We start from the raw sequence: 23243 nt of genomic DNA on the forward strand, positions 1-23243 counted from the left end.
ATGACCTACCTCTCCCTCATCCGCATCAATCCGCTCCGGGCGGAGAGCCGGAAGCTGCTGTCCAACCCGCGTGCCGCGCACGGTGCCGTCCTCGGTGGCCTGCCAGGCCCACAGGACGCCGAACGCGTCCTGTGGCGACTGGACGCCGACAACCCCCACCGCCCCCATCTGCTCGTCCTCACCCGCTCCCGGCCGGACTGGAGCCACCTCGTCGAGCGCGCGGGCTGGCCCGAGGCCGACGGGGAACACGCCATGGTCCGCGACTACATGCCCCTCATCCAACGGCTCGCCAACGGAGCGGAGTTCGCCTTCCGCCTGACCGCCAGCCCCGTGCAGAACACCACCGCGCCGGAGAGGCCCACGCCGCTCCAGGCCGCCCGCATCGCCGACACCCCCGAAGGCAAACGCCGTGGCTTCCGCATCGGCCACCGCACCGCAGCCGCCCAACTCGACTGGTTCCTCAGCCGCACCGAGCGCTGGGGCTTCGACGTCCCCGCCTCCCGCGCCGACCCAGCCGCCCCGGGCCTCGACGCCCCGCAGCCCGTCCCCGCTGCCGGTGACACACCGCGGGAGCAGAGACTTTGGGAGCGCAACCCGGCGCGCGAGGTGCGCATCACTGCCCGCCAACGGCACTCGTTCAAGAAGAACGCCGGGAAAGACGCCCGTCCCGTCGTCTTCCACACTGCCACCTTCGAAGGCCGCCTCCGCATCACCGACGCTGCGAAGTTCACCGCCCGGCTTCTGGGCGGCATCGGCCCTTCCAAGGCATACGGCTGCGGTCTGCTCACCCTCGCCCCGGTGCCCGACAGAAAGGACTGAGCCATGGCCGACATCTGGTGGAAGGCCGACCCGCACGATCTGCACCGGCTCGTTGACCGAGTCTCCAGCGTCTACGTGGAGCGCAGCCACCTCGACCGCGACGAGAACGCAGTCGTGATCATCAACAGGCGGGAAACCGTCCGGATCCCCGCCGCCATGATCGCCGTCGTCCTCCTCGGCCCCGGCACCCGCGTCACCCACGGCGCCATCCGCCTCCTCGCCGACTCCGGCACCGCGGTCTGCTGGGTGGGCGAGCAGGGTGTACGGATGTACGCGGCGGGGCTCGGCCCGAGTCGGGGCGCCGGCCTGCTACACCGGCAGGCATGGCTGGTCACCCGCCCCAAGGAACGGCTCGGCGTCGCCCGCGCCATGTACGGCATGCGCTTCCCCGGCGAAGACGTCTCGCAGGCCACCATGCAGCAGCTCCGCGGCCGCGAGGGCACCCGCTTCCGTCGCCTGTACAAGGAGCACTCCCGCCGCACCGGCGTCCCCTGGAACGGGCGGATCTACAAGACTGGCGACGCCTTCGCCGCGGGCGACGACGTCAACCGCCTCTTCTCGGCAGCCAACGCCGCCCTGTACGGCATCTGTCATGCGGTCGTCGTCGGCCTCGGTGCCAGCCCCGGCCTCGGCTTCGTCCACACCGGCTCCGCACTCTCCTTCGTCCTCGACATCGCCGACCTCTACAAGGCGGAGTACACCCTTCCGCTCGCCTTCGACCTCACCGCGAAGGGCCTCACCGACGAACGGGACGCCCGCACCGCCCTGCGCGACCGCATCGCCGAGACGCAACTCCTCGGCCGCGTCGTCTCCGACGTCAAAAGCCTGCTGAATCCGCCCGGCACGGATTTCGACACCCCGGAGCACGGCGAACTCTGGGACGAACGCCTCGGCACGGTCGCCTCCGGCGTCAACTGGGCCGACGCGGACGCCCCGCCCTCGACGCCCGACAGCACGGCCCCAGGATCGGGCAGTACGGCCCCGGCACCCGACGGCGCCGCCCCGGCATCCGATGGTTCAGTCCCGGGACCGTACGGCACGGCCCCGGCACCCGACGGCGTGGCTCCGGGGCCGGACCCCGCCTCACCCCCGCCACCTGTCCCCGCGTCCATGGGAGACCAACACCTCGCCATCATCGGCCCCGAACCCGATCCGCCCCCGTCACCCCGGCCACCCGCGGACCTCGACCGCCCCCCGGAGCAGCCCGCATGACCGTCATCGTCCTGATCGCGGCCCCCGACGGTCTGCGCGGCCACCTCACTCGATGGATGGTCGAGGTCCACGCGGGCGTCTTCGTCGGCAACCCCAGCCGCCGCATCCGCGACCGCCTCTGGGAACTCCTCGCCACCCGCATCGGCGACGGCCAGGCAGTCCTGATCGAACCCGCCCCCAACGAACAGGGCTGGGCCGTCCGCACCGCGGGGCGGGACCGTTGGCGCCCGGTGGACTTCGAGGGGTTGATTCTTTCGGCCAGGGAGCGGAGGTAGTGGGTGGCGCTCTGCCGCGAGCGTGGTTGTATGGAGCTGCCTGGGTGCCACACGGAGTGGCGTTGCCTCAAAGCCTCGCGTGGGCGGGGATGGCCCGGTGCTGATGAGACGGATCGTGAGCCCGTTATCGTCGTGGCCCCGCGTTTGCGGGGGCCGTTTTCCATGGAACCGCCCAAGTCCAGATGGATTTGGGCGGTTCTCTGTGCTTCTCCGCCGAGCCGATTGAAGCCGTGACCTCCCGCCTCATCAGCACGTTATTTGCTTGTCCAGCTGATAGCGAGGCGGAGCGGATGCGAATGCGGAGAGACCGGTCAACGGGGCTGCTGGGTAAGAGAACTTGGCGTGAGTGGGGCAGGCTGGCCTTTGCTGCGCTGAGGCTTGGCATGTTGGTGGCCAGATGCGTTGTTGTCCTGTTGACCGGCCTTCATGATCCTGGAGGGATCACGGCGACCTGGAGTCGCGTGGTGGAGCAAGCCATGGGCGGAATGCGGAGTGTGCTTGCCGACCACGCCACCCGAGGCAAAGCCAATTAGCCACCGCTGAGCCCATGGACCGTGATGTGGCCGGAAAACAGGATCCCTCCGTGCCCGTGCTCGATTCCTGACGGATGGAACGTACGGACCCTGCGGCGGGGCAGACGAACACTCTGCACCCGCAGGGCTCACGATGGACAGAGCGGCGCGGAGCAACGGACGGAAGGCCCCCCGCACCCGCGGGGCTCACGCGCCATGGGCTACCGCGTCCAGCCGGCCGCCCGGATCACCCCCGCACCCGCGGGGCTCATGGGCCTAGCCACCGGGCGTAGGTCATGCGGGACGGACCACCCCCGCACCCGCGGGGCTCACCGCGCCGCCGAGTTCGAGGGGAATGAGGTGGTCGGGCCACCCCCGCACCCGCGGGGCTCACCACCGGGCATCCAGGCACCCAGCCACATCACGAGGACCACCCCCGCACCCGCGGGGCTCACTCCGCCGCCTCCTGAACCTCGCCGAACACCTCCGGACCACCCCCGCACCCGCGGGGCTCACGCCGTTGGCGTCGGACGCATCCAAGGGACCTGAGGACCACCCCCGCACCCGCGGGGCTCACGGCAGGCATCAGGAAGGCGGCAGCGCTGAGCGGGACCACCCCCGCACCCGCGGGGCTCACAACGCGGCGCCGATGCCGGTGTAGGCGGCGCCCGGACCACCCCCGCACCCGCGGGGCTCACCCGAGATCGGCCATGGTGTCGATGTAGGCGGTCGGACCACCTCCGCACCCGCGGGGCTCACTCGCCCGTGAGGACGACCCCCGCGACGAACACCGGACCACCCCCGCACCCGCGGGGCTCACACGAGGATCCGGAGGTTGACCTGGCTCGACATGGGACCACCCCCGCACCCGCGGGGCTCACTACCAGTCACCGTGAGTAAGAGGGGGCGGTGGGGGACCACCCCCGCACCCGCGGGGCTCACCGCCCAGGAGTTCGCCGACGCACTGGCCGAGGAGGACCACCCCCGCACCCGCGGGGCTCACATGATCGGCATGGTCGACTCGCCGCACGAGATCGGACCACCCCCGCACCCGCGGGGCTCACCCTGCGGTTTTGGCAGCGCGAGCGATGGCTCGCGGACCACCCCCGCACCCGCGGGGCTCACTCCGACGTGGACACCGCCGCCCGTGACGGCCGCGGACCACCCCCGCACCCGCGGGGCTCACTCGGGGGAGGGGAGGGGCGGCAGGTCCTCGCGCGGACCACCCCCGCACCCGCGGGGCTCACGCGGCGCTGGAGCACGCGGTCCGGCTGCTGCACGGACCACCCCCGCACCCGCGGGGCTCACGGTATGGACCGGCCCGGTGACCATGACCCAAGCGGACCACCCCCGCACCCGCGGGGCTCACGAGACGACGGCGCCGCCGATCGTGAGTGCGGTGGGACCACCCCCGCACCCGCGGGGCTCACGATGGTGCGGGGGCCCGGTACAACGGGCGTACGGACCACCCCCGCACCCGCGGGGCTCACCCACAGGAGACCGCCATGAAGGCGCGCAAGGGAGGACCACCCCCGCACCCGCGGGGCTCACGGTGGCGACGTTGCCCTTGGCCTCGGGGACGGAGGACCACCCCCGCACCCGCGGGGCTCACCTGCCCTCACAGAGAGGGGAGGGAGGGGGCAACGGACCACCCCCGCACCCGCGGGGCTCACCGGCCCCGGCCGCTGCTCCGGAACGGCCGGCGCGGACCACCCCCGCACCCGCGGGGCTCACACTTCCTGACCTGCGCCGTTATCCCGACGGCCGCTCTTTTCCTTCAGTTGCACGGCACCGCTCCGGCTGCGATGGGAAACCGCCCCGCGCAGTAGCGAGGAACCGGTACTGACCCAGACGACCGGCAATCGCGCACCAGGCCCGCCCCGCGCACCCGACAGACCCCTCACCCCCGCCGCTGCCCGTACCCCTCCAAAAACGCCCCGATCCGCGTGACCGCCTCCGTCAAATCATCCTTGTTCGGCAGCGTCACCAACCGGAAATGATCCGGCGTCGGGTGATTGAAGCCGGTCCCGTGGACGATCATGATCTTTTCCGCGCGGAGGAGGTCGAGGACCAATTCCCTGTCGTCGGTGATCTTGTAGACCTTGGGGTCCAGGCGGGGGAAGGCGTAGAGGGCGCCCTTGGGCTTTACGCAGGTGACGCCGGGGATTTGGGTCAGGAGGTCGTAGGCCGTGTCGCGTTGTTCGAGGAGGCGGCCGCCGGGGAGGACCAGGTCGTTGATGGACTGGCGGCCGCCGAGGGCGGTGGCGACGGCGTGCTGGGCCGGCATGTTGGCGCACAGGCGCATGTTGGCCAGGATCGTCAGGCCCTCGATGTACGACGTGGCGTGCGCCTTCGGGCCGCAGACCGCCAGCCAGCCGCTGCGGTAGCCGGCGACGCGGTACGCCTTCGACAGGCCGTTGAAGGTGAGGGTGAGGAGATCGGGGGCGAGGGAGGCGAAGGGGGTGTGGGTGACGCCGTCGTAGAGGATCTTGTCGTAGATCTCGTCGGCGCAGACGATGAGGTGGTGGCGGCGGGCGATCTCGGCGATGCCCTCCAGGAGCGCCTCGTCGTAGACCGCGCCGGTGGGGTTGTTCGGGTTGATCACGACGATCGCCTTGGTGCGGTCGGTGATCTTGGATTCGATGTCGGCGAGGTCCGGCATCCAGTCGGCCTGCTCGTCGCAGCGGTAGTGGACCGCGGTGCCGCCGGAGAGGGAGACGGACGCCGTCCACAGCGGGTAGTCCGGCGCGGGGACGAGGACCTCGTCGCCGTCGTCGAGGAGCGCCTGCATGGACATCTGGATCAGCTCGGAGACGCCGTTGCCGAGGTAGATGTCCTCGACGGAGACCTCGACGCCCTTGGTCTGGTAGTGCTGCATGACCGCGCGGCGGGCGGAGAGCAGGCCCTTGGCGTCGCCGTAGCCGTGCGCGGTGCCGACGGAGCGGAGGATGTCCTCCAGGATCTCCGGTGGGCACTCGAAGCCGAACGCCGCCGGATTGCCGGTGTTGAGCTTGAGGATGCGGTGGCCCGCTGCTTCCAGCCGCATCGCCTCCTCCAGCACCGGGCCGCGGATTTCGTAGCAGACGTTGGCGAGCTTCGTTGACTGGATGACCTGCATGTCCGCCACTTTACGGCCGCCCGGACACCCCGGCGCGGTGTTTTTGCCCACGTTGGGCCGGTGGGACCCATGGGGCGCGTACGGAGCGCGTGGTCGTTCGGGGCCCCCTTGACCTGCGGATTCCGTGGGATGGCGGTGGGGGGTGCCGGTCCGGCGGTACGCTCCGGGGCGTTCGTCGGCGGGGGCGCGGGGCCAGGGCGCGTACCGCCGGTCCGGTACGGCGCGGGGTGGGGCGGCAGATGGCGGCGGGGCGCAACGGCGGAAGCGGCGGCGAGGGCGGCGGGGGCGGAACGCCGTTCTCGTTGTTGAGCGATGAGCCGGTGACCGAGGCGGGCGGCGATCTGCTCGGGGCGCAGGCGGCCGCGCGGCGGCTGGCGGGGCTGCTCGTCGCCTCGCGCCCCGCGACGCCGTTCACCCTCGCGGTGGACGCCGGTTGGGGGATGGGCAAGAGCAGCCTGATGCGGCTGGTCGACGCGGAGCTGACCGCGCAGCCCGAGGTGCACACCGTCTGGTACAACGCCTGGACCTCGACCGGCGCGGACGCGCTGGAGGGGCTGATCAAGTCGGTCCTGATGCGGTTCGACCGGCGGGTCCTGCGGCGCGGGCTGGCGCGCGCCACCGAGCAGCGGGCGCTGCTGCGGGTGGTGCGCGCGGTGACGACGGTCGCCGCGGGCCCGCTCGGCGTTTCCGGGCTGGTGGACGAGTTGTGGAAGAACCTGTCCGTCAATTCGCAGGCCAGGAACGAGATGCGGACCGCCATCGGGGAGTTGGTGGGGGAGTGGGCGCAGAACGCCGGTGAGCTGCGGCGGATGCTGGTCGTGTTCATCGATGACCTGGACCGCTGTTCGGAGGAGACGGTGCTCGCGGTCTGCGAGGCGGTGAAGGTTTACCTGGACGTGCCGGGGCTCGCCTTCGTCGTCGGGTGCGACCGTTCCGCGATGGGCCCGAACGGGCTGCTGCGTGATCTGTCGCCCGCCGGGTCGGCGTTCATGGAGAAGATCTTCCAGACGAGTTACCGGATTCCGGCGCCGGACGGCCGCGGCGTCGAGGAGTACATCCGCTGGTGCGCCCGGACGGCGGGCGTCGCGCCGCTGGTGGACGACGCGCTGGTCAAGCTGCTGGCGCAGCGCAGCGCCCGCAATCCGCGACGCATCAAGCGCCTGGTCAACGGCTTCGTCCTGGAAGCGACGCTGAACCCGGTCTGGCGCGACTTCGGCCCGGACGCGGTGCTGCGCACCCTGCTGCTCCAGTACTTCTATCCGGACTTCTACCGGATGATGACCGGCCCGTCGGGGACGGTGGACGGCGATGTGGTCGCGGAGTTCCGTACGTACCGGGCGGTGCGGCGGACGCTGCTGACGCCGCGCGGGGCGGTCTCCGAGGAGGAGACGGCGCAGGCGGCGGAGTTCGTCGGCCGCTACGACCTGGTGCTGCCGGCGGGGCCGGACGCGCCCGGACCGGAGACGCTGGCCGAGCTGGAGCGCCAACTCCCGCGGGAATTCCCTGAGTTGGTGCTGAATTCTGGGTTCACCTCGCTGATCGACGAGCTGGTCGACCTGGACGACGCGGCGCGGCTGCTGCTGCGGCTGCGGGAGGGGCCGGTGCTCTCCGGGGACGGCCCCTCCCGGATGTCGGCCGCGTGGGAGCCGTTGCGGGAGGTGCTGGGCGGGATGCCGGACGGGCTGGACGCCGACGGGTCGCCGCTCGCCTGGGCGATGACGTCTCCGCAGGGCGGCAGCCTGCCGGGCGCTGCACCGGAGCGGGATGCCTCCCCGGAGCCGTCGGCGGGTCCGGAGCGGGACGACGGTTCCGTCGGGGCCGGTTTCCCCGGCGGGCCGGTCAGGGTGAGGCAATCCCTCGTGGCGGGTTCCTTCGATCCCGCGTCGGTCAGGCTGGGCGAGTCCTGGATGGACGTGAGTCACCTGCGCGCCCAGTACCGGCAGCCCCTGCCGGTGCGGCTCGATGTGCTCTGGGTGGACGACCAGCCCGAACGCAAGGGCGAGGTGATGGAGATGCTGCTGAACATGGGGGCGCGGGTGCGGCATGTGGCGTCGAGCCGGGAGGCGGTCGGTGCGCTGCGGGTGCGTAAGCCCGATCTGCTGATCTCGGACATCAGCCGTGGCCATGACCACAGCTCCGGGTTCGTGATGGTCGAGAGGTTCCGGAGCAGGCAGCTCTACGACGGCCCGGTGATCTTCTACACGATCCGGCAGAGCCCCGAACGGGAGGACCGCGCCGCCTCGTTGGGCGCGCGCATCACCAACCAGGAGGAGGAGCTGCGGGCGATGGTGCGGGAGGTCGCGGAGGAGCTGGCCGAGGCGCCTGCCCAGGAGCCGCGGCTGCCGGGGCCCCTGCCGGAGCAGCGGTCGGACGGCGCGTCCGATGCGGATCTCGCCGTCCTGTGGCTGGACGACGCCCCCGAGACGTTGTCGTCGCTGGTCGCGCGGGTGCGGCGGCCGGGCGTGGACGTGCAGGTGGTGACCACCGAAGCGGAGGTGCTGGCCCGTCTCGCCGCCCGCCGGGTGGATCTGTTCCTCTCCGACTGTTCCCGGGGCGGCGATCCGGACGCCGGGTTCGCCTTCGTCCGGCGCTTGCGGGACGAGGGGGCGTACGACGGGCCGGTCGGCTTCCTGACCGGACGGGTCACCCCGGAGGACGAGCGCCGGGCCGACGAGGTCGGGTCGCTCGGCGTGACCGGTGAGCTGTGGGTGCTGCTCGACTGGGTCGAGGAGGCGTTGGCGGTACGGCGGCGACGAGCCGGGGGGAACGGTCACGCGGAGTGAGCCTGCGGGCCCCGCGCATCGAGGTGTGCGGGGCGCGCGCGTCAGCGGCGTCCGCCCCCGCCGGACGACCATCGGTTGAGCCGCCGGACCTCCTCGGCCAACGCCTCCCGCCGGGTCGTATCGCGCCCGGCGGGCTGCTCCTTCGGGGCGCGCTCCCCGTCCCGCGGCTTGCTCATCGCTCGGTGCCCGTACCGGAAACGGCCTGGTGGAGGGCGGCGGAGAGGCGGCGGGCGGTGGCGGTGTTGCAGTTGCCGAGGGCGATCAGCGGGGTGGCGTAACTCCCCGCGTACGACGGCAGATCGATGCCGAGCGAGGGCAGCGTGATGCCGTGCGCGGCGAGCGCGGCGCGCAGTTCCTCGGTGCAGTCGTCGATGTCGTCGTGGTGGGGGTAGTGGTAGGCGTGCGGCATGGCGTCGGCTTCCTGTGCGGTCTGTGACGAACTGCTCACAGCGTGGCGCGGATCGGCGTAGCGTGGAAGGTACTTCCCTTTCGGCGCGCAATCTGTGGAGCGGTGAAATATGCCTGCCAGCAAGGAAATTGATGGTTCCGAGAGTGTGCTCGCTTTCTACGGCGCGGAACTGCGCTACAAGCGGGAGCAGGCGGGCCTGACCCTCAAGGAAGTGGTCAAGGACTGTTACTTCTCGGTGAGTTATCTGAGTGAGATCGAGCGCGGGTTCCGGCGGATGCCGAGGGAATTGGCCCCGCATGTGGACCGCGTGCTCGGCACGGACGGATTCTTCACGCGGCGATGCGACGACGTTCGCAGGTCACGCGGAGGCGGCTATGCCCACTACTTCGAGCGGGTGTTGGAAGCGGAGGAGAGGGCCACGGGTATCGAGGAGTGGTATCCCGGCCTCGTGCCAGGGTTGCTGCAAACGGCCTCGTATGCGCGGGCGGTCGTGTTGGGGGCTCATCCGCTTTCCACTGAAGAGGAAGTGGAAGAGAAAGTCTCTGCGCGGCTGAAGAGGGCGCAGCTCCTTGAAGCGGATCACAAGAATCCGGCGTTCTGGATGATTCTGCACGAGTCCGTGCTGAGCAGCCCTCTGCTCCCGATGGACGAGATGGCCGAACAGTTGAACCACATCGCGGAGTTGGGTTGGCGTCGCCGGATCGTTCCACAGATCCTTCCGTGCAATAGCGGGCCGCACCCGCTGATGATGGGTTCGGTTAAGACAATGCGGTTCCGGGATGAGCCGCCTTTGATCTACATCGAGTCCGCGTATAGCGGTGACACCATCGATGATCCAGAGATCGTGGGCCAGTACCTCAAGGCATACGATCTGGTGAGGGCTGCCGCGCTGCCACCGGCGGCGTCCTTGTCGATGATCCAGGCAACGGCGGAGGATTTCCGAAATGGCAAGCAACGGAATTGATTTGACCGATGCTGCGTGGCGTACGAGCACCTACACCAACGGCGACGGTGGCGACTGCGTAGAGATCGCCGACGACCTCCCCGGCATCGTCCCCGTCCGCGACACCAAGGACCGGACCCGCGCCACGTTGATCTTCGGGTCCGGCGCCTGGGGCCGCTTCGTATCGGCGGTCAAGAGCGAGGCGCTGCGCGCCTGATCGCCCGTCCGGCCAGGACCTCCGTGCGGTGGCCGTTCTCGATGACGAACTCGCCGTTGATCAGGACGTGCGGGATGCCGGTGGGCAGGGTGCGGGGCGCGTCGAAGGTGGAGCCGGCGGCGACCGTTTCCGGGTCGAAGAGGACGAGGTCGGCGCGGTAGCCCTCGCGGATCAGGCCGCGGTCGGGCAGGCGCAGGCGGGCGGCGGGGCGGGAGGTGAGGTGCGCGACGCACTCCTCCAGGGAGAGAACGCCCAGCTCACGGACGTAGTGGCCGAGGTAGTGGGGGAAGGTGCCGTAGGCGCGGGGGTGCGGTTTGGCGCCCTGGAGGATGCCGTCGGAGCCGCCGGTGTGGACGCGGTGGCGCATGATGCGGCGGACGTTCTCCTCGTGGCCGACGTGCTGGAGGATCGTCGGGCCGAGGCGGTCCTCGATCAGCAGGCGGCGGGCGACGGTCCACGGCTCCTCGCCGCGCGCGGCGGCGCTCCGCGCGACGGTCTTGCCGACGTACGGGGCGAGCGCCGGATCGGTCGTCCCGGAGATCTCGATGGTGTCCCACTCGATGGGGACGCCGTGGCAGCCGTCGGCGCCCTCGACCTCCATGGTGTGGCGGATGCGGGCGGCGCTCTCCTCGTTCCGCAGCCGGGCGAGGATCGCGTCCGGCCCGCCCTCGCTCGCCCAACTCGGCAGCATCGCGACGAGCGTGGTGCAGCCGGGGGTGTACGGATACGTGTCGAGGGAGATGTCGGCGCCGCCGTCGAGGGCCGTGTCGAGCAGGGCGAGCAGCTCGGGGGCGCGGTCCTTGTTGACGCCGAAGTTCATGGTGGCGTGGGCGAGATGGAGGGCGCAGCCCGCCTCGCGGGTGAGGGCGACCATCTCCTCGTACGCCTGGAGGGCGCCGGCGCCGTAGGAGCGGTGGTGCGGGCAGTAGTAGCCGTCGTATTCCGCCACGACGCGGCAGAGTTCGGTCAGTTCGGCGTCGGAGGCGTACATGCCGGGCGTGTAGGTGAGGCCGGAGGAGAGGCCGACGGCGCCCTGCTGGAGGCCCTCGGCGACGAGCTGCTTCATGCGGGTCAGCTCGTCGGCGGTGGCGGGGCGGTCGTCCCAGCCCATGGCGAGCATCCGGACGGTGCCCTGCGGGATGAGGTAGGCGGCGTTGACGGCGATGCCGGCGCCGTCGAAGCCGTGGTCGAGGCGGTCGAGGTAGCCGCCGACGGAGCGCCAGGAGAAGTCGATGTCGCTGCCGTCGCCGTTCCAGCCGGCGATCTGGGAGCGGACCTGCGCGAGCGTGCGGTCGTCCACGGGCGCGTACGACAGGCCGTCCTGGCCGAGGACTTCGAGGGTGACGCCCTGCGCCGTCTTCGCCTCGTGCGCGGGGTCGCGCAGCAGCGCGAGGTCGCTGTGGGCGTGCATGTCGATGAAGCCGGGGGCGAGGGCGAGGCCGTCGGCGGGGACCGTGTGGCGGGCGGCGGGGCGGGGACCGGCGTCGCCCTCGCGGTGCAGGGCGGCGATCCGGCCGTCGTTCAGGGCGACATCGGCGCGGTAGGACGGGCCGCCCGACCCGTCGATGACGCGTACGTCGCGGAACACGGTGTCCATGGGGGCTGCCTTTCGGTACTTCGGCCGTGAGGTCGAGCGTGGGGTCGGGGTGAGCGGCCGGTGTCCGGGGCGGTGCGCCGGTCGGGTGGGTGGCGGTTCGGGTGGCGGCTCGGGCGGGCGTTTCGTTCAGGAAGGGTTCCTGAGCGAAACGCCCACCCGGCCCTCGGCTTCGTCCTGTCCGTCCTAGAAGAACGTCCGGATGAAGTCGACGACCGTGCCGTCGGCCTCGACCAGGGGGATCAGCTGCCACTTGTCGAAGGAGGTGCAGGGGTGGGAGAGGCCCAGGCCGACCCAGTCGCCGGTCTCCAGGGCGTCGGCGGACTCGGTGGCCAGCCAGGTGTGCTGGTCGGACAGGCCCGTGACGGTGACGCCGGTGGCGGGGCGCTCGGCGCCGTCCCGGGCGGAGCGGACGACCTGGGCCCGCGGCAGGTCGAGGTCGTAGGCGGCGTCGCGCTTACCGGCGTTGGCGAACGCCTGGTGCGGGGTGGGGCGGGAGACGACCTGCGCCCAGAGGCGGAACGCGGGCTGGAGGGCGCCCTCGTCGGGGACGCGGTTGAACGGGGTGAGGTGGCGGTAGTGGCCGTCGTCGTGCGAGACGTACGCGCCCGAGCGGAGCAGCTTCAAGACCGGGGCGGACAGCGCGGGGATCTCGGCGAAGACCTCGGCGACCGCGTCGAACCAGGCGCTGCCGCCCGCGCTGACGATGATCTCGTCCAGCCCGGCGAAGCGGCCCTCGGCGTCGAAGGCGGCGGCGAGCGCCACCAGGCGGCGCAGCCAGGCGGTGACCTTGGTGTGGTCGGCGTCCGGGACCTCGCCCTCGTAGCCGGCGACGCCGACCAGGCGCAGGGTGGCGGTCGCGGCGACGGCGTCGGCCACCGCGCGGCAGTCGGTGTCGGTGCGGGCGCCGGTGCGGGCGCCCTCGCCCGCGCCCAGCTCCACGACGACGTCGACGGGGCGGCGGGCGCCGGCGTCGCGGAGGGCGGCGTCCATCAGCTCGACGCCGCGCACGGAGTCGGCGTAGCAGACGAAGCGGAAGTCCGGGTCGGCGTCCAGCTCGGCGGCGAGCCAGCGCAGGGCGGCGGGGTCGACCAGCTCGTTGGCGAGGAAGATCTTGGCGATGCCGTGGGCGCGGTAGACGCGGGCCTGGTGGGGGACGGCGGCGGTGATGCCCCAGGCGCCGTGCTCCAGCTGGCGGACGAAGAGCTGCGGGGCCATGGAGGTCTTGCCGTGCGGGGCGAAGGCCAGGCCGTGGCGCTCGGCGTAGGTCTCCATCAGCGCGAGGTTGTGCTCGACGGATTCGGCGGAGAGGGCGAGGACCGGGGTGGTGAAGCCGCCGTCGAAGAGGTTGCGGCGCTCGGCGGCCAGTTCACCGACGGTGCGGCCCTCGGCGTCCGGGGGGAGCGCCTTGAAGCGGTGGTCGACGCGTTCGTCCGCGAGGGCCCGGGTTGCCGCGGACGCGAGGTCCGGGGTGTGCGGGTCCGCGGCGAGCCGGTCGTCGGTGAGCCGGTCGTCGGCCATGAGGCCTCCTTGGGAAGGGGCGCCGGGCGCGGGCTGCGTCGCGGCGTGCCGGTCGGTGCTGGGCGAAGTATGCGCCGGGTGGCCGGGCGGGGGCCTGACGGGGGCGGGTCTCCGCGAGTGCGTTGCGTTCTCTGCAACACCCATTGCGTATATCGCTTAATGCTGTCTAACATCCGAGCCATCACCGGGTCAATGGTGAGCGTCGGCGGTCACCACGGCACCGACGCGCGCCGGACCCGGGCCGGAAAACCGGTGGTCAAGGCGGTCGTCGGCCGCCGCGCCGCCGGCGGCCCGGCACCCGCCGCCCGCACCCGCCGCGACCACCGCCCGGCCCTCGCCCGAGCCGCCGCCCGGTACGTCCACCGCCACCGACGCGCGCCGGGCGGCGGGCCACGGCGCCCGGCACCGGCACGGCCGGGTCCTTGGACCCGGCTTCCCCGCACGGCACAGCTAAGGAGCACCACCCTCGTGACCAGGCCCTCGAACGCCAGCGGCACCGCAGGCCAGGACGGCGCCACCGCCGGGCACGGCGCCGGGCTCCCGGCGGGCGGCACCGATGTCGTCTGCCTCGGCGAGTCCATGGTCACCTTCCTGCCGTCCCGCCCCGGGCGCCTCGCCGACGTGCCGTCCTTCGACCGCGCCATCGGCGGCGCCGAGTCCAACGTCGCCTGCGTCCTGGCCGCCGCCGGACACCGCGCCCGCTGGGTCTCCCGGGTCGGCGCCGACGGCTTCGGCGACCACCTCGTCGCCGCGATCGCCGCCCACGGCGTCGACACCGGCCGTGTCGCCCGCGACCCGCACCGGCCGACCGGCGTCTACTTCCGCACCGCGGGGGAGCGGGCCACCGGCGCGGACGGCGAGGAGCCCGGCACCGCCGAGGTCGTCTACTACCGCGCCGGGTCCGCCGCCTCCGCCATGACCCCCGGCTCGCCGGGGCCCGCCGCCCTCGCCGGCGCCCGGGTGCTGCACCTCACCGGCATCACCGCGGCGCTCTCCGACAGCTGTCTCGACATGCTGCGCGCGCTCACCCGCCGCACCCCGGACCGCCCGCTCGTCTCCTTCGACGTCAACTACCGCGTCGGGCTGTGGCACGGCCGCCCGCAGGGCCCCGAGACCCTGCTCGACCTCGCGCGCGGCGCCGACCTCGTCTTCGTCGGCGAGGACGAGGCCGCGGCCGCCTGGGATCTGCACGGACCCGCGGCGATCCGCGCCGCGCTGCCGGAACCGGCGGTCCTCGTCGTCAAGCAGGGGTCGGAGGGCGTCACGGTGCTCCACCGGGAGGACGCGGACGGCGCTGGCCCCGGCGCGGCGGACGCGCCCGGCCCGCGGCCCGCCGCGCCCGGACCCGAAGCCGGTACGTCCGCCGGCCCGCCCGCCGGTGGCGGGGCCGGCACGCCCGCCCCCGACACCGTCACCTACGCCCCCGCCCTCACGGTCGACGTCGTCGCCTCCGTCGGCGCGGGGGACGCCTTCGCTGCCGGATTCCTCTCCGGGACGCTGCGCGGGCTGCCGGTGTTCGACCGGATCCGGCACGGGCACCTCATGGCCGCCGCCGCGCTGACCGTCCCCGGCGACCTCGCCGTACCGCCGCCACGCGCCCTCGCCGACCGCCTCGCCGCCCTTCCCGAGGGCGACTGGGGGAGACTGCGTCTCGGCCCCGGCTGGACGGCGGGGCTGCACGACGCACGGGTGGAGGCCCCCCAGACATGAGCCAGACAGTAGACCGCGCACTGAGCATCCTTCCGCTGCTCGCCGAGGGCCCGGCCAACCTCGAACAGGTCGCCGTCCGCCTCGGCGTCCACAAGTCGACCGCCCTGCGGCTGCTGCGCACCCTGCACGAGCACGGCATCGTCTACCGCCAGCCCGACCAGCGCTACCGCCTCGGCGCGCGGCTCTTCGCCCTCGCCCAGCAGGCGGTCGAGAACCTCGACGTGCGCGACATCGCCCACCCCCACCTCGTCGCCCTCAACGAGGCGTGCGGACACACCGTCCACCTCGCCGTCTACGAGGAGAACGAGGTCCTCTACATCGACAAGGTCGAGAGCCGCTACCCGGTGCGGATGTACTCGCGGATCGGCAAGCCGGTCGCGATCACCGTCGCCGCCGTCGCCAAGCTGCTCCTCGCCGACCTGTCCGAACCCGAGCGCCGCGCCGTCGCGGAGAAGCTCGACTACCCCCTCTACACGTCCCGTTCGACGCCGAACGCCGCGGCCTTCCTGGCCGAACTGGCCAAGGTCCGCGAACAGGGCTGGGCCACCGACCTCGGCGGCCACGAGGAGTCCATCAACTGCATCGGCGCCCCGATCCGAGGCGCCGACGGCCGGGTGGTCGCCGCGATGTCGGTCTCCGCACCGAACGTCGTCGTCACCGCCGACGAACTCCTCACCCTCCTCCCGATGGTGCGCCGCACCGCCGACGCCATCAGCCGGGAGTACTCCGGAACAGCAATCCCCCGGCCCTGAGCCGGACCCGCACAGGAAGCCTGAACACCATGACCGAGAAGACCGCGCTCACCCCGGCCACCCACACCACCCCGCCGGCGAAGTTCTCCCACGGCGTCAAGAAGGGCAACATCCTCCAGGTCGCCGGCCAGGTCGGCTTCCTGCCCGCCGAGGAGGGCAAGGCCCCCACCCCGGCCGGCCCCACCCTGCGCGAGCAGACCCTCCAGACCTTCGCCAACGTCAAGGCGATCCTCGAAGAGGGCGGCGCGAGCTGGGACGACGTCATGATGATGCGCGTCTACCTCACCGACGTGGACCACTTCGCCGAGATGAACGAGATCTACAACGCCTACTTCGAGGAGCAGGGCCTCACGGCGCCGCCGGCCGCCCGTACGACCGTCTACGTCGGTCTGCCCAAGGGCCTGCTCATCGAGATCGACGCGCTCGCCGTCCTCGGCTGAGCCGACGGCCCGGCCGCACCCGGCCACCGTCCACCGCCGCACCGGCCGTCCGTACGGCACCCACCGCAGGGGCCGCCGTACGGGCCCGCGCCGGGGAGCCCACCGCAGGGGCCCCGGCCGCACCAATACCCCCCACCGAGCACCCGCCTTGCCCTTAAAGCACCTTCACCCGCACCACCCGCCGCACGGTGCGGCGCCCCGGACCGCCGGGGCGCCGTGCCGCGGTCCGCCCTGCCCCGAGACGCATTCCAGGGGAGCCACCCGGTCCTCCGGGCCCCCGCCGACAACGGAGTCACACGATGTTCCTCGCCGCCGCCACGGCCCCCGCCCCGCCACCGCCCCCGCCGCACACCGGCGGACTGCTCGCCCTGATTCCGGGCACCCCGGGGCTGCTGACCGTCGCCGTCCTCGGCATCGCCCTGCTGCTCGTGCTGATCATCAAGTTCCGGCTCCAGCCGTTCGTGGCGCTGCTCACCGTCTCCATCGCGGTCGGCCTGGGCGCGGGACTCTCGGTCACCGAACTCTTCGGCACGGTCCAGAAGTCCGACGTGAAGTCCATGATCGAGAGCGGCATGGGCGGCACCCTCGGCCATATCGCGATCATCATCGGCCTGGGCACCATGCTCGGCTCGATCCTGGAGGTCTCCGGCGGCGGTGAAGTGCTCAGCACCCGCCTGCTCAATCTCTTCGGCGAGAAGCGCGCCCCGCTCGCCATGGGCCTGACCGGCCTCCTCTTCGGCATCCCGGTCTTCTTCGACATCGGCATCTTCGTCCTCGCCCCGATCGTCTACGCGGCAGCGAGGCGCGGCGGCAAGTCGATGCTGCTCTACTGCCTGCCGCTGCTCGGCTCGCTGTCGATGACCCACGCCTTCCTGCCGCCGCACCCCGGCCCGGTCGCCGCCGCCGGCCTCTTCCACGTGGACCTCGGCTGGGTCATCCTGATGGGCCTGATCTGCGGCATCCCCGCCGTCCTCGCCACCTGGGCCTGGGCCGCCTGGATCGGTAAGCGGATCTTCGTCGAACTGCCGCAGGACATGGCCGAGGCGGCCGACGAGGCGAAGGCCGCGGTCCTCGCCGAACAGCGCGCCGCCGGGGTCACCCCGCAGGAGAAGCCGGTCTCCCTGGGGGCCGTGCTGACGATCATCGCGATACCGCTCGTGCTGATCCTGCTGTCGACGTTCTCGTCCATCGCGCTGGACCCCAGCACGTTCCGCTCGGTCATCGAGTTCTTCGGCAACCCGTTCGTCGCGCTGACCCTCGCGCTGTTCACCGCGTACTACCTGCTCGGCATCCGCCGCGGCTGGTCGCGCAAGTCGCTGGAGCGGGTCTCCACCGCCTCGCTCAAGCCGATCGGCAACATCCTGCTGGTGGTCGGCGCCGGCGGCGTCTTCGGCGCGGTCCTCCAGGGCAGCGGCGTGGCCACCGCGCTCTCCGACACCTTCCACGGCGTGGGCCTGCCGGTCATCGTGCTGGCCTGGCTGCTGTCGCTGGTGCTGCGCGTCGCCCAGGGGTCGGCGACCGTCGCCATCGTCACCACCGCCGGCATCGTCCTGCCGCTGGTCCAGGGCCAGGGTCTCTCGCAGCCGCATCTGGCGCTGATCATCATGGCGATCTCGGCCGGTTCGATCTTCGCCTCGCACGTCAACGACGGCGGCTTCTGGATGGTCGCGAAGTACTTCGGCATCTCCGAGCGCGACACGCTGAAGTCCTGGACGGTCCTCGAATCCGTCCTCTCGGTGGCCGGGTTCGCGGTCGCGGCGCTGGTCAGCCTGGTCGTGTAACGGGCTGGCCGGGCGGCGGTGCGTGTCCCGTGCGGGGGCGCGTACCGCCGCTTCGCCGTGTCCGGCCGCGCCCGCCGCGCCGCCGCCCCGTCACGCGGCCTGCACCCGACCGCCCTCCGGTACGGGGCGGGTCGCGAGATAGAGGGCGACGGCCCAGCCGATGAGGGTGGAGCCGAAGAGGAGATTGATCGCCAAGATGAACACCCGGTTGGGGAGCCCGCGGCGGAACGCGATCACCGACGGCACGAAATACACGACCGCGATGACGAGTGCGAGGACGATCGCTTCGTAAATACCGATGCTGCCGAACATCGGCTCAGGCTATCCCGGTTCTTCCGGCGGCATGGCAGAGGGCGTTCCCGGTCCCGGTCCGCGTCCCCCGTCCCCCGGAACAACCCGGACAACCCCACCACTCCGGGCTCCGCAAGGTGGCACGCTGCGCCAACTTCCCCTCGATTCGGGCCGTTTCATTGCCCTGGGGCCCGCGCCCGCCAACAATGCGCACGACAAACCGAAGGGCTGTTCGCCCTGCGGTACGCAGCGTGAGAGGACCCCACAATGAACCGACCTCTCGTCGGCACCCTCGCCACCGTCGTGCTGGGCGCCGCCGCCCTGGTGGGCACCGCCGGACCGGCCGGTGCCGCCCCGCAGTCCGGCACGGACGCCCCCACCACGTTCCGTGCGACCACGCCGATATCCGCCCCGGCGGGGCACGGCGCCCGCCCCAAGGCGGTGAACTTCGCCGGCACGGTGGCGCTCAGCAACTGCTCCGGCTCCATCGTCAAGCTGCCCACCTCCAAGGACACCGACCCGGCGCTGGTCATGACCAACGGTCACTGCCTGGAGTCCGGGATGCCCGGCGCCGGTGAGGTCATCATCGACCAGCCCTCCACCCGCAGCTTCACCGTCCTCGGCGCCGACGCCGGCGACCTCGGCACCGTCAAGGCGACCAAGGTCGTCTACGCCACGATGACCGACACCGACGTCACCCTCTACGAGACCGGCTCCACCTACGCCGACATCCAGCAGAAGTACGGCATCAAGCCGCTGGAGCTGGACACCGCGCACCCCACCGACGGCCACAAGATCACCGTGGTGTCGGGCTACTGGAAGCAGACCTACTCCTGCGCCATCGACGGCTTCGTCCCCCAGCTCAAGGAGGGCGACTGGACCTGGAAGGACTCGGTCCGCTACACCACCGACTGCAAGACCATCGGCGGCACCTCCGGCTCCCCGGTGATCGACGACGCGACCGGCAAGGTCACCGCGATCAACAACACCGTCAACGAGAGCGGCGAGAAGTGCACGCTCAACAACCCCTGTGAGGTGGACGAGAACGGCCAGGTCACCGTCCACAAGGGCACCCCGTACGGCCAGGAGACCTACGGCATCCCGAAGTGCTTCACCGCCGGCAACAAGCTCGACCTGAACGCCTCCGGCTGCGAGCTGCCCAAGCCGTCCGGCGTCCGCCGCTGATACCGCGTCATACGAAGAGACCGGGCCCCGCGCGCACGCTACGCGGGGCCCGGCCCGTAGGGGGGTGGCGCTCGGCGGGCCCGCCACCTCCGGGCCCGCGCCGGGTGGTTACGGCAGCTCGTGGACGTGCTTGCCGACCTGCGAGGCGAAGGCGTTGCCGTTCGCCGCGTCCCAGTTGGTCGACCAGGTCATCGCACCGCGCAGCCCCGGGTACGTCTTCGACGGCTTGAACGTGCCGCAGCCGCTGCCCTTCGTCAGGCAGTCCAGCGCGTCGTTGACCACGTCGGGCGCGGCGTAGCCGCCGCCCGCCGCGCTGGACGACGCCGGGACGCCGAGGCCGACCTGCGACGGGTCCAGACCGTTCTCCAGCTGGATGCAGGCGAGCCCGGTCAGGAAGTCCACGGTGCCCTGGGAGTAGACCTTGCCGTCACAGCCGAGCATCGAACCGCTGTTGTAGTACTGCATGTTGACGACGGTCAGGAAGTCCTTGATGCCCAGCGCCGTCTTGAAGTACTCGTTCTGCGGCGACTGCATGTCGATGGTCTGCGGCGCCATCGTCACCACCACATCGGGGTGCTTGGCGTGCACCGCCTTGAGCGCCTGCGTCATATAGGTGGAGTTCAGGCCGTTCTCCAGGTCGATGTCGACGCCGTTGAAGCCGTACTCGTCCATCAGCTTGTTCAGCGAGGCGGCGAAGGCGTCCGCGGAGGCGGAGTCGCTGACCGAGACCGCGCCCTTCTCGCCGCCGACGGAGAGGATCACCGACTTGCCCGCCGACTGCTTCGCCTTGATGTCGGCCTTGAAGTCGTCCGCGGAGCCGTAGCCGATCGCCGGATCGAGGTTGAAGGTGATCTCGCCCGGCTTGCCCGTCGCGTCGGCGAAGGCGACCGCGATGATGTCGTACGCGTCGTCGACGTCTTTCAGCTTCTGGACGGTGGCGCCGTTGTTGAAGTTCTGCCAATAACCCGTCACCGCATGCTTGGCGACGGCGGACGCGCCCGCCGCCGGAGCGGATTGCGGACGGCTCTCCGGCGCCGCCTGCGCGGTGCCCGCGGACAGCAGACCGCCCGTCAACAACGCGACCACGGCGACCGCGGCCGGCAGCGCCTTCCTCGTCGTACCCGAACCTGTCTTCCTGTTTCGTGCGCCAACCACGACTGCCTCCGGCTGTGGGGGAGTTGGGGGTGTGCGGATGCGCGCTCAGGGGCCCCTGTGCTGCCGTACAACGTGGTCCAGACCAATGCTCCTGTCAAGGTTTCCGACACCACCCGTTGCCCCGTGCGGGTGGCGCGCGTGACGATGGCCGACGGGTGAAGTGGCCCTTGCGCAGGGGCCGCAGACACGGGGTCAGTGACCCGGAACGTGTTCTCCCGGACGTATCTCGCGGATAAAGTGCTGGACGTAACGCGCCGAGTGCGCAAGCAGTGCGAAGAGCAGTGTGAAGAGCAGTGCAGACAGCGGCCCCGGGGACGGAGGCCGGAGGGAGTTGGGAGGGAGCGCGTGCCGACCGCGATCGCCGTCACCGGCACCGATCTCGCGCTGCCCGCCGCCGACCGCACCACCCCCGCGGCGGTGGTGCTTCCCGCCCCGCACCTCCAGCCGCTCGACGAGGCGCTGACGCAGACCGCCGCGGTCCTCGAACACCACGGCCATCTCGTCGTCCTCTACTCCGACGCCTGCCCGCAAGAGCACGTACGGCGGCTGCACACCCTGCGCGCTCTGCTGGAGAGCGACCGGATCGCCCTGGTCAAGGTGGACCTGCCGCCCCTGGGCCTCGCCGTCCTCGCCCGCCAGCTGCGCGAACTCTCCCGCTCGGCGCTCAGCCCCGGCGTCCTCGCCTGCGCCGCCCGGCTGCTGGCGCACTACATCCACGCCGGGGCGCTGCTCGCCACCGTCGGCGGACTGGACCGCGTCGAGGTCGACCTCCGCGCCCACATGGCGTCCTGGCTGCCCGGCGTGCAGTTCGCGGTCCTCGCCGCGCCCGCGCCGCACCTGGTCCGGGTGGAGCGCCACAGCACCGACGCCGCCCTGCCCGCCCCCTCGTACGCCACGGAACTGGTGGTCGCCCGGGGACACTTCGGCGGCGACTGGGTCGGCTCCGTCCTCGCCCCCGCCTGGCAGGTGCGCGGCTCCCAGGAGGCGCCGCTGCCCGCCGAGTCCGCCCGCTGGTGGGGCACCCGCAAGCTCGTCGAGTTCGCCGCCGCCATCCCCGACCCGGCGCTGCTGCACCGCCTGGTCTCCTCGGTGCGCCGCGAGGACTGCGCCTGGTGCGGCCTCGAACTCCTCGGCGACCGCTGCGCGTTCTGCGGTACACAAGGCCGTGGCGGGGAGCACGTTGCCGCAGGTGGACGCGCGGTGACCGGCGGCCCCACGGGGGCGCGCGGCGCCCTGCCACCGGGGAGCGGGGCGACGCCCGCCGCGGACGCCGGCCCGGCGGCCGGGGCGCCGGTTCCGCCCGCCGTGGCGCCCGCGCCGCTGCCCGGTGCGGCGCCCGGACCGCTGCCCGCGGCGCCGCCGCCCGCCGCCGTGCCGCCCGGGGAGGCGCCGCCCGCGGCCCGGCCGTCCGGCGTCCCGCCGGCCCCCGGAACGCCGGCCCCCGGAACGCCGGCCCCCGGAACGCCGGCCCCCGGAACGCCGGCCCCCGGAACGCCGGGCGCCGGCGGGCCGCCGGGCCGCTGCCCCGAGCCGGGCACCCCCGGCACACCGGGCCTGCCCGCGGCCCCCGCCTCCCTGCCCCCGGACGCGCCGCCCGCCGGCCCGCCGTACCCGGGTGCGCACCCGGGCGGCCCGCCGCTGCCGGGACCGTTCCCCGGCGGCCCGTTCGCCGGGCAGCCGCCCGCCGGCCCGCCGCCGGCCGGGCCCCCGTACGCCCTCGGACTCTCCCCGGTGGCGCCGCCCGGTGTGCCCGGGGGCGTTCCCCGTCCGCAGCAGCCCCGTCCCGCCCCGATCGAGGTCCCCCACCCATGAACGCACGTCAGCGCCGCGGCCTGATCCTGCTCCTGCTGTCGGTCCTGTGCGCGGCCGGCGCCTTCGCCGGGGTGCTCTCCGTCGTCCGCAACGTCGAGTCGAAGGTCGGCCCGGAGCGGACCGCGTACCGGCTGAAGTCCGATGTGGCGGCCTACACCCCGCTGGACGCCGGGCAGTTCGAGAAGGTCGCGATGCCCGAGCGCTGGCTGCCGCCGACCGCCGTCACCAACCTCGACGCCCTCAGCGGGAAAATAGCGGTCACCCCCCTCCACAAGGGCTCGCTGCTCCAGGACGACATGATCGTCGCGCGGCCCGCGCTCCAGCCCGGCCGCCAGGAGATCGCCATCATGATCGACGCGGCCACCGGCGTGGCCGGGAAGATCACCCCGGGCGCCCGGGTCAACATCTACGCGACCTTCGAGGGCAAGCGCGCCGAGGACAAGCCGGTCTCCAAGGTCATCGTGGCCGGTGCCCAGGTCATCGACGTCGGCAAGCTGACGCCGCTCGCCGCCCAGGACCCCGGCGACGCCACCGGCGCCCGCCGCGAGGGCGAGGCCGTCCCGATCACCTTCTCGCTCGACACCAAGGACGCCCAACGCGTCGCCTACGCCGAGTCCTTCGCCTCCCACGTACGCCTCGCCCTGCTCGCCCCCGGCTCCGACCGCGCCATCCCGCCGGGCGAGCGCACCTACACCCTGGACGGCGACAAGTGAC

19 protein-coding genes, 1 pseudogene and 1 CRISPR repeat array are annotated in these 23243 nt (G+C 72.2%); of the genes and pseudogenes, 13 read left to right on the forward strand and 7 right to left on the reverse strand.

Annotated features, from left to right (window positions below; translation table 11 throughout):
* The 3 genes and pseudogenes from cas6e to cas2e all read left to right on the forward strand — a co-directional run bounded on the left by cas6e (position 1) and on the right by cas2e (position 2306).
* Positions 1 to 819 carry a type I-E CRISPR-associated protein Cas6/Cse3/CasE gene (cas6e, locus tag ABT345_RS19740; RefSeq protein WP_345089835.1) on the forward strand — a complete coding sequence of 273 codons (819 nt, stop codon included), beginning with the start codon at positions 1 to 3 and terminating at the stop codon, positions 817 to 819.
* Between the two features lie 3 nt (positions 820 to 822).
* Positions 823 to 1749: pseudogene (gene cas1e / locus ABT345_RS19745) on the forward strand (type I-E CRISPR-associated endonuclease Cas1e); the annotation flags it as partial.
* Between the two features lie 278 nt (positions 1750 to 2027).
* Complete coding sequence (cas2e, locus tag ABT345_RS19750) at positions 2028 to 2306, forward strand: type I-E CRISPR-associated endoribonuclease Cas2e (RefSeq protein ID WP_345089833.1); 279 nt, start codon at positions 2028 to 2030, stop codon at positions 2304 to 2306.
* 695 nt (positions 2307 to 3001) lie between these two features.
* A CRISPR array of direct repeats spans positions 3002 to 4552; the repeat unit is 28 nt; unit sequence GGACCACCCCCGCACCCGCGGGGCTCAC.
* A gap of 166 nt (positions 4553 to 4718) precedes the next feature.
* Here cas2e and ABT345_RS19755 read toward each other — a convergent pair.
* Positions 4719 to 5936: a pyridoxal phosphate-dependent aminotransferase gene (locus tag ABT345_RS19755; RefSeq protein ID WP_345089830.1), complete on the reverse strand. Its 1218-nt coding sequence runs from the start codon at positions 5934 to 5936 to the stop codon at positions 4719 to 4721.
* A gap of 302 nt (positions 5937 to 6238) precedes the next feature.
* Between ABT345_RS19755 and ABT345_RS19760 the strand changes: the two genes are divergently transcribed.
* Positions 6239 to 8719: a P-loop NTPase fold protein gene (locus ABT345_RS19760; RefSeq protein ID WP_345089827.1), complete on the forward strand. Its 2481-nt coding sequence runs from the start codon at positions 6239 to 6241 to the stop codon at positions 8717 to 8719.
* 41 nt (positions 8720 to 8760) lie between these two features.
* Here ABT345_RS19760 and ABT345_RS19765 read toward each other — a convergent pair whose 3' ends face one another.
* Positions 8761 to 8895, reverse strand: a complete 135-nt coding sequence (locus ABT345_RS19765; protein WP_345089824.1) for a hypothetical protein — start codon at positions 8893 to 8895, stop codon at positions 8761 to 8763.
* Positions 8892 to 9167, reverse strand: coding sequence for a hypothetical protein (locus ABT345_RS19770; RefSeq protein ID WP_386459632.1), 276 nt, complete (start codon positions 9165 to 9167; stop codon positions 8892 to 8894). Before ABT345_RS19770 ends, ABT345_RS19765 begins: the two co-directional genes overlap by 4 nt.
* Before the next feature lie 70 nt (positions 9168 to 9237).
* Between ABT345_RS19770 and ABT345_RS19775 the strand changes: the two genes are divergently transcribed.
* Together ABT345_RS19775 and ABT345_RS19780 are read left to right on the forward strand one after the other, a co-directional pair.
* On the forward strand, positions 9238 to 10092 hold the full coding sequence (locus ABT345_RS19775) for a helix-turn-helix domain-containing protein (protein ID WP_345089821.1): 855 nt from the start codon (positions 9238 to 9240) through the stop codon (positions 10090 to 10092).
* Position 10093: 1 nt separating this feature from the next.
* Entirely contained in the window at positions 10094 to 10288 is a 195-nt protein-coding gene (locus ABT345_RS19780; RefSeq protein ID WP_351322912.1) for a DUF397 domain-containing protein, read from the forward strand.
* Here ABT345_RS19780 and ABT345_RS19785 read toward each other — a convergent pair.
* Together ABT345_RS19785 and ABT345_RS19790 are read right to left on the reverse strand one after the other, a co-directional pair.
* Positions 10263 to 11885 carry an N-acyl-D-amino-acid deacylase family protein gene (locus tag ABT345_RS19785; RefSeq protein WP_345089816.1) on the reverse strand — a complete coding sequence of 541 codons (1623 nt, stop codon included), beginning with the start codon at positions 11883 to 11885 and terminating at the stop codon, positions 10263 to 10265. The two genes, ABT345_RS19780 and ABT345_RS19785, sit on opposite strands and share 26 nt — an antisense overlap.
* A gap of 183 nt (positions 11886 to 12068) precedes the next feature.
* Entirely contained in the window at positions 12069 to 13403 is a 1335-nt protein-coding gene (locus tag ABT345_RS19790; RefSeq protein ID WP_345089813.1) for an alanine racemase, read from the reverse strand.
* A 579-nt stretch (positions 13404 to 13982) separates the two neighbouring features.
* Between ABT345_RS19790 and ABT345_RS19795 the strand changes: the two genes are divergently transcribed.
* The 4 genes from ABT345_RS19795 to ABT345_RS19810 all read left to right on the forward strand — a co-directional run bounded on the left by ABT345_RS19795 (position 13983) and on the right by ABT345_RS19810 (position 18086).
* Positions 13983 to 15113 carry a sugar kinase gene (locus ABT345_RS19795; RefSeq protein WP_386459676.1) on the forward strand — a complete coding sequence of 377 codons (1131 nt, stop codon included), beginning with the start codon at positions 13983 to 13985 and terminating at the stop codon, positions 15111 to 15113.
* A complete protein-coding gene (locus tag ABT345_RS19800) occupies positions 15110 to 15865 on the forward strand; it encodes an IclR family transcriptional regulator (protein WP_345089807.1) in 756 nt (251 codons plus the stop codon). Before ABT345_RS19795 ends, ABT345_RS19800 begins: the two co-directional genes overlap by 4 nt.
* A 29-nt stretch (positions 15866 to 15894) precedes the next feature.
* Entirely contained in the window at positions 15895 to 16305 is a 411-nt protein-coding gene (locus ABT345_RS19805; RefSeq protein ID WP_345089803.1) for a RidA family protein, read from the forward strand.
* A 299-nt stretch (positions 16306 to 16604) separates the two neighbouring features.
* Complete coding sequence (locus tag ABT345_RS19810; protein WP_345089800.1) at positions 16605 to 18086, forward strand: GntP family permease; 1482 nt, start codon at positions 16605 to 16607, stop codon at positions 18084 to 18086.
* Positions 18087 to 18176: 90 nt separating this feature from the next.
* On the opposite strand, the gene ABT345_RS19815 is transcribed toward ABT345_RS19810, so the two are convergent.
* On the reverse strand, positions 18177 to 18398 hold the full coding sequence (locus ABT345_RS19815) for a superinfection immunity protein (protein WP_345089797.1): 222 nt from the start codon (positions 18396 to 18398) through the stop codon (positions 18177 to 18179).
* Between the two features lie 246 nt (positions 18399 to 18644).
* On the opposite strand from ABT345_RS19815, the gene ABT345_RS19820 reads away from it, so the two are divergent.
* A complete protein-coding gene (locus ABT345_RS19820) occupies positions 18645 to 19562 on the forward strand; it encodes a S1 family peptidase (RefSeq protein WP_345089794.1) in 918 nt (305 codons plus the stop codon).
* Positions 19563 to 19670: 108 nt separating this feature from the next.
* Here ABT345_RS19820 and ABT345_RS19825 read toward each other — a convergent pair whose 3' ends face one another.
* A complete protein-coding gene (locus ABT345_RS19825; protein ID WP_345089790.1) occupies positions 19671 to 20717 on the reverse strand; it encodes a chitinase in 1047 nt (348 codons plus the stop codon).
* A gap of 345 nt (positions 20718 to 21062) precedes the next feature.
* On the opposite strand from ABT345_RS19825, the gene ABT345_RS19830 reads away from it, so the two are divergent.
* On the forward strand, positions 21063 to 22529 hold the full coding sequence (locus tag ABT345_RS19830; protein ID WP_351322917.1) for a hypothetical protein: 1467 nt from the start codon (positions 21063 to 21065) through the stop codon (positions 22527 to 22529).
* Positions 22526 to 23242, forward strand: coding sequence for a Flp pilus assembly protein CpaB (cpaB, locus tag ABT345_RS19835; RefSeq protein ID WP_345092374.1), 717 nt, complete (start codon positions 22526 to 22528; stop codon positions 23240 to 23242). The genes ABT345_RS19830 and cpaB overlap by 4 nt, the downstream gene beginning before the upstream one ends.
* Position 23243: the final 1 nt, after the last annotated feature.

The sequence above is a fragment of the Streptomyces sp. NPDC000404 genome (assembly GCF_040300365.1).
GTDB lineage: Bacteria > Actinomycetota > Actinomycetes > Streptomycetales > Streptomycetaceae > Streptomyces > Streptomyces ramulosus.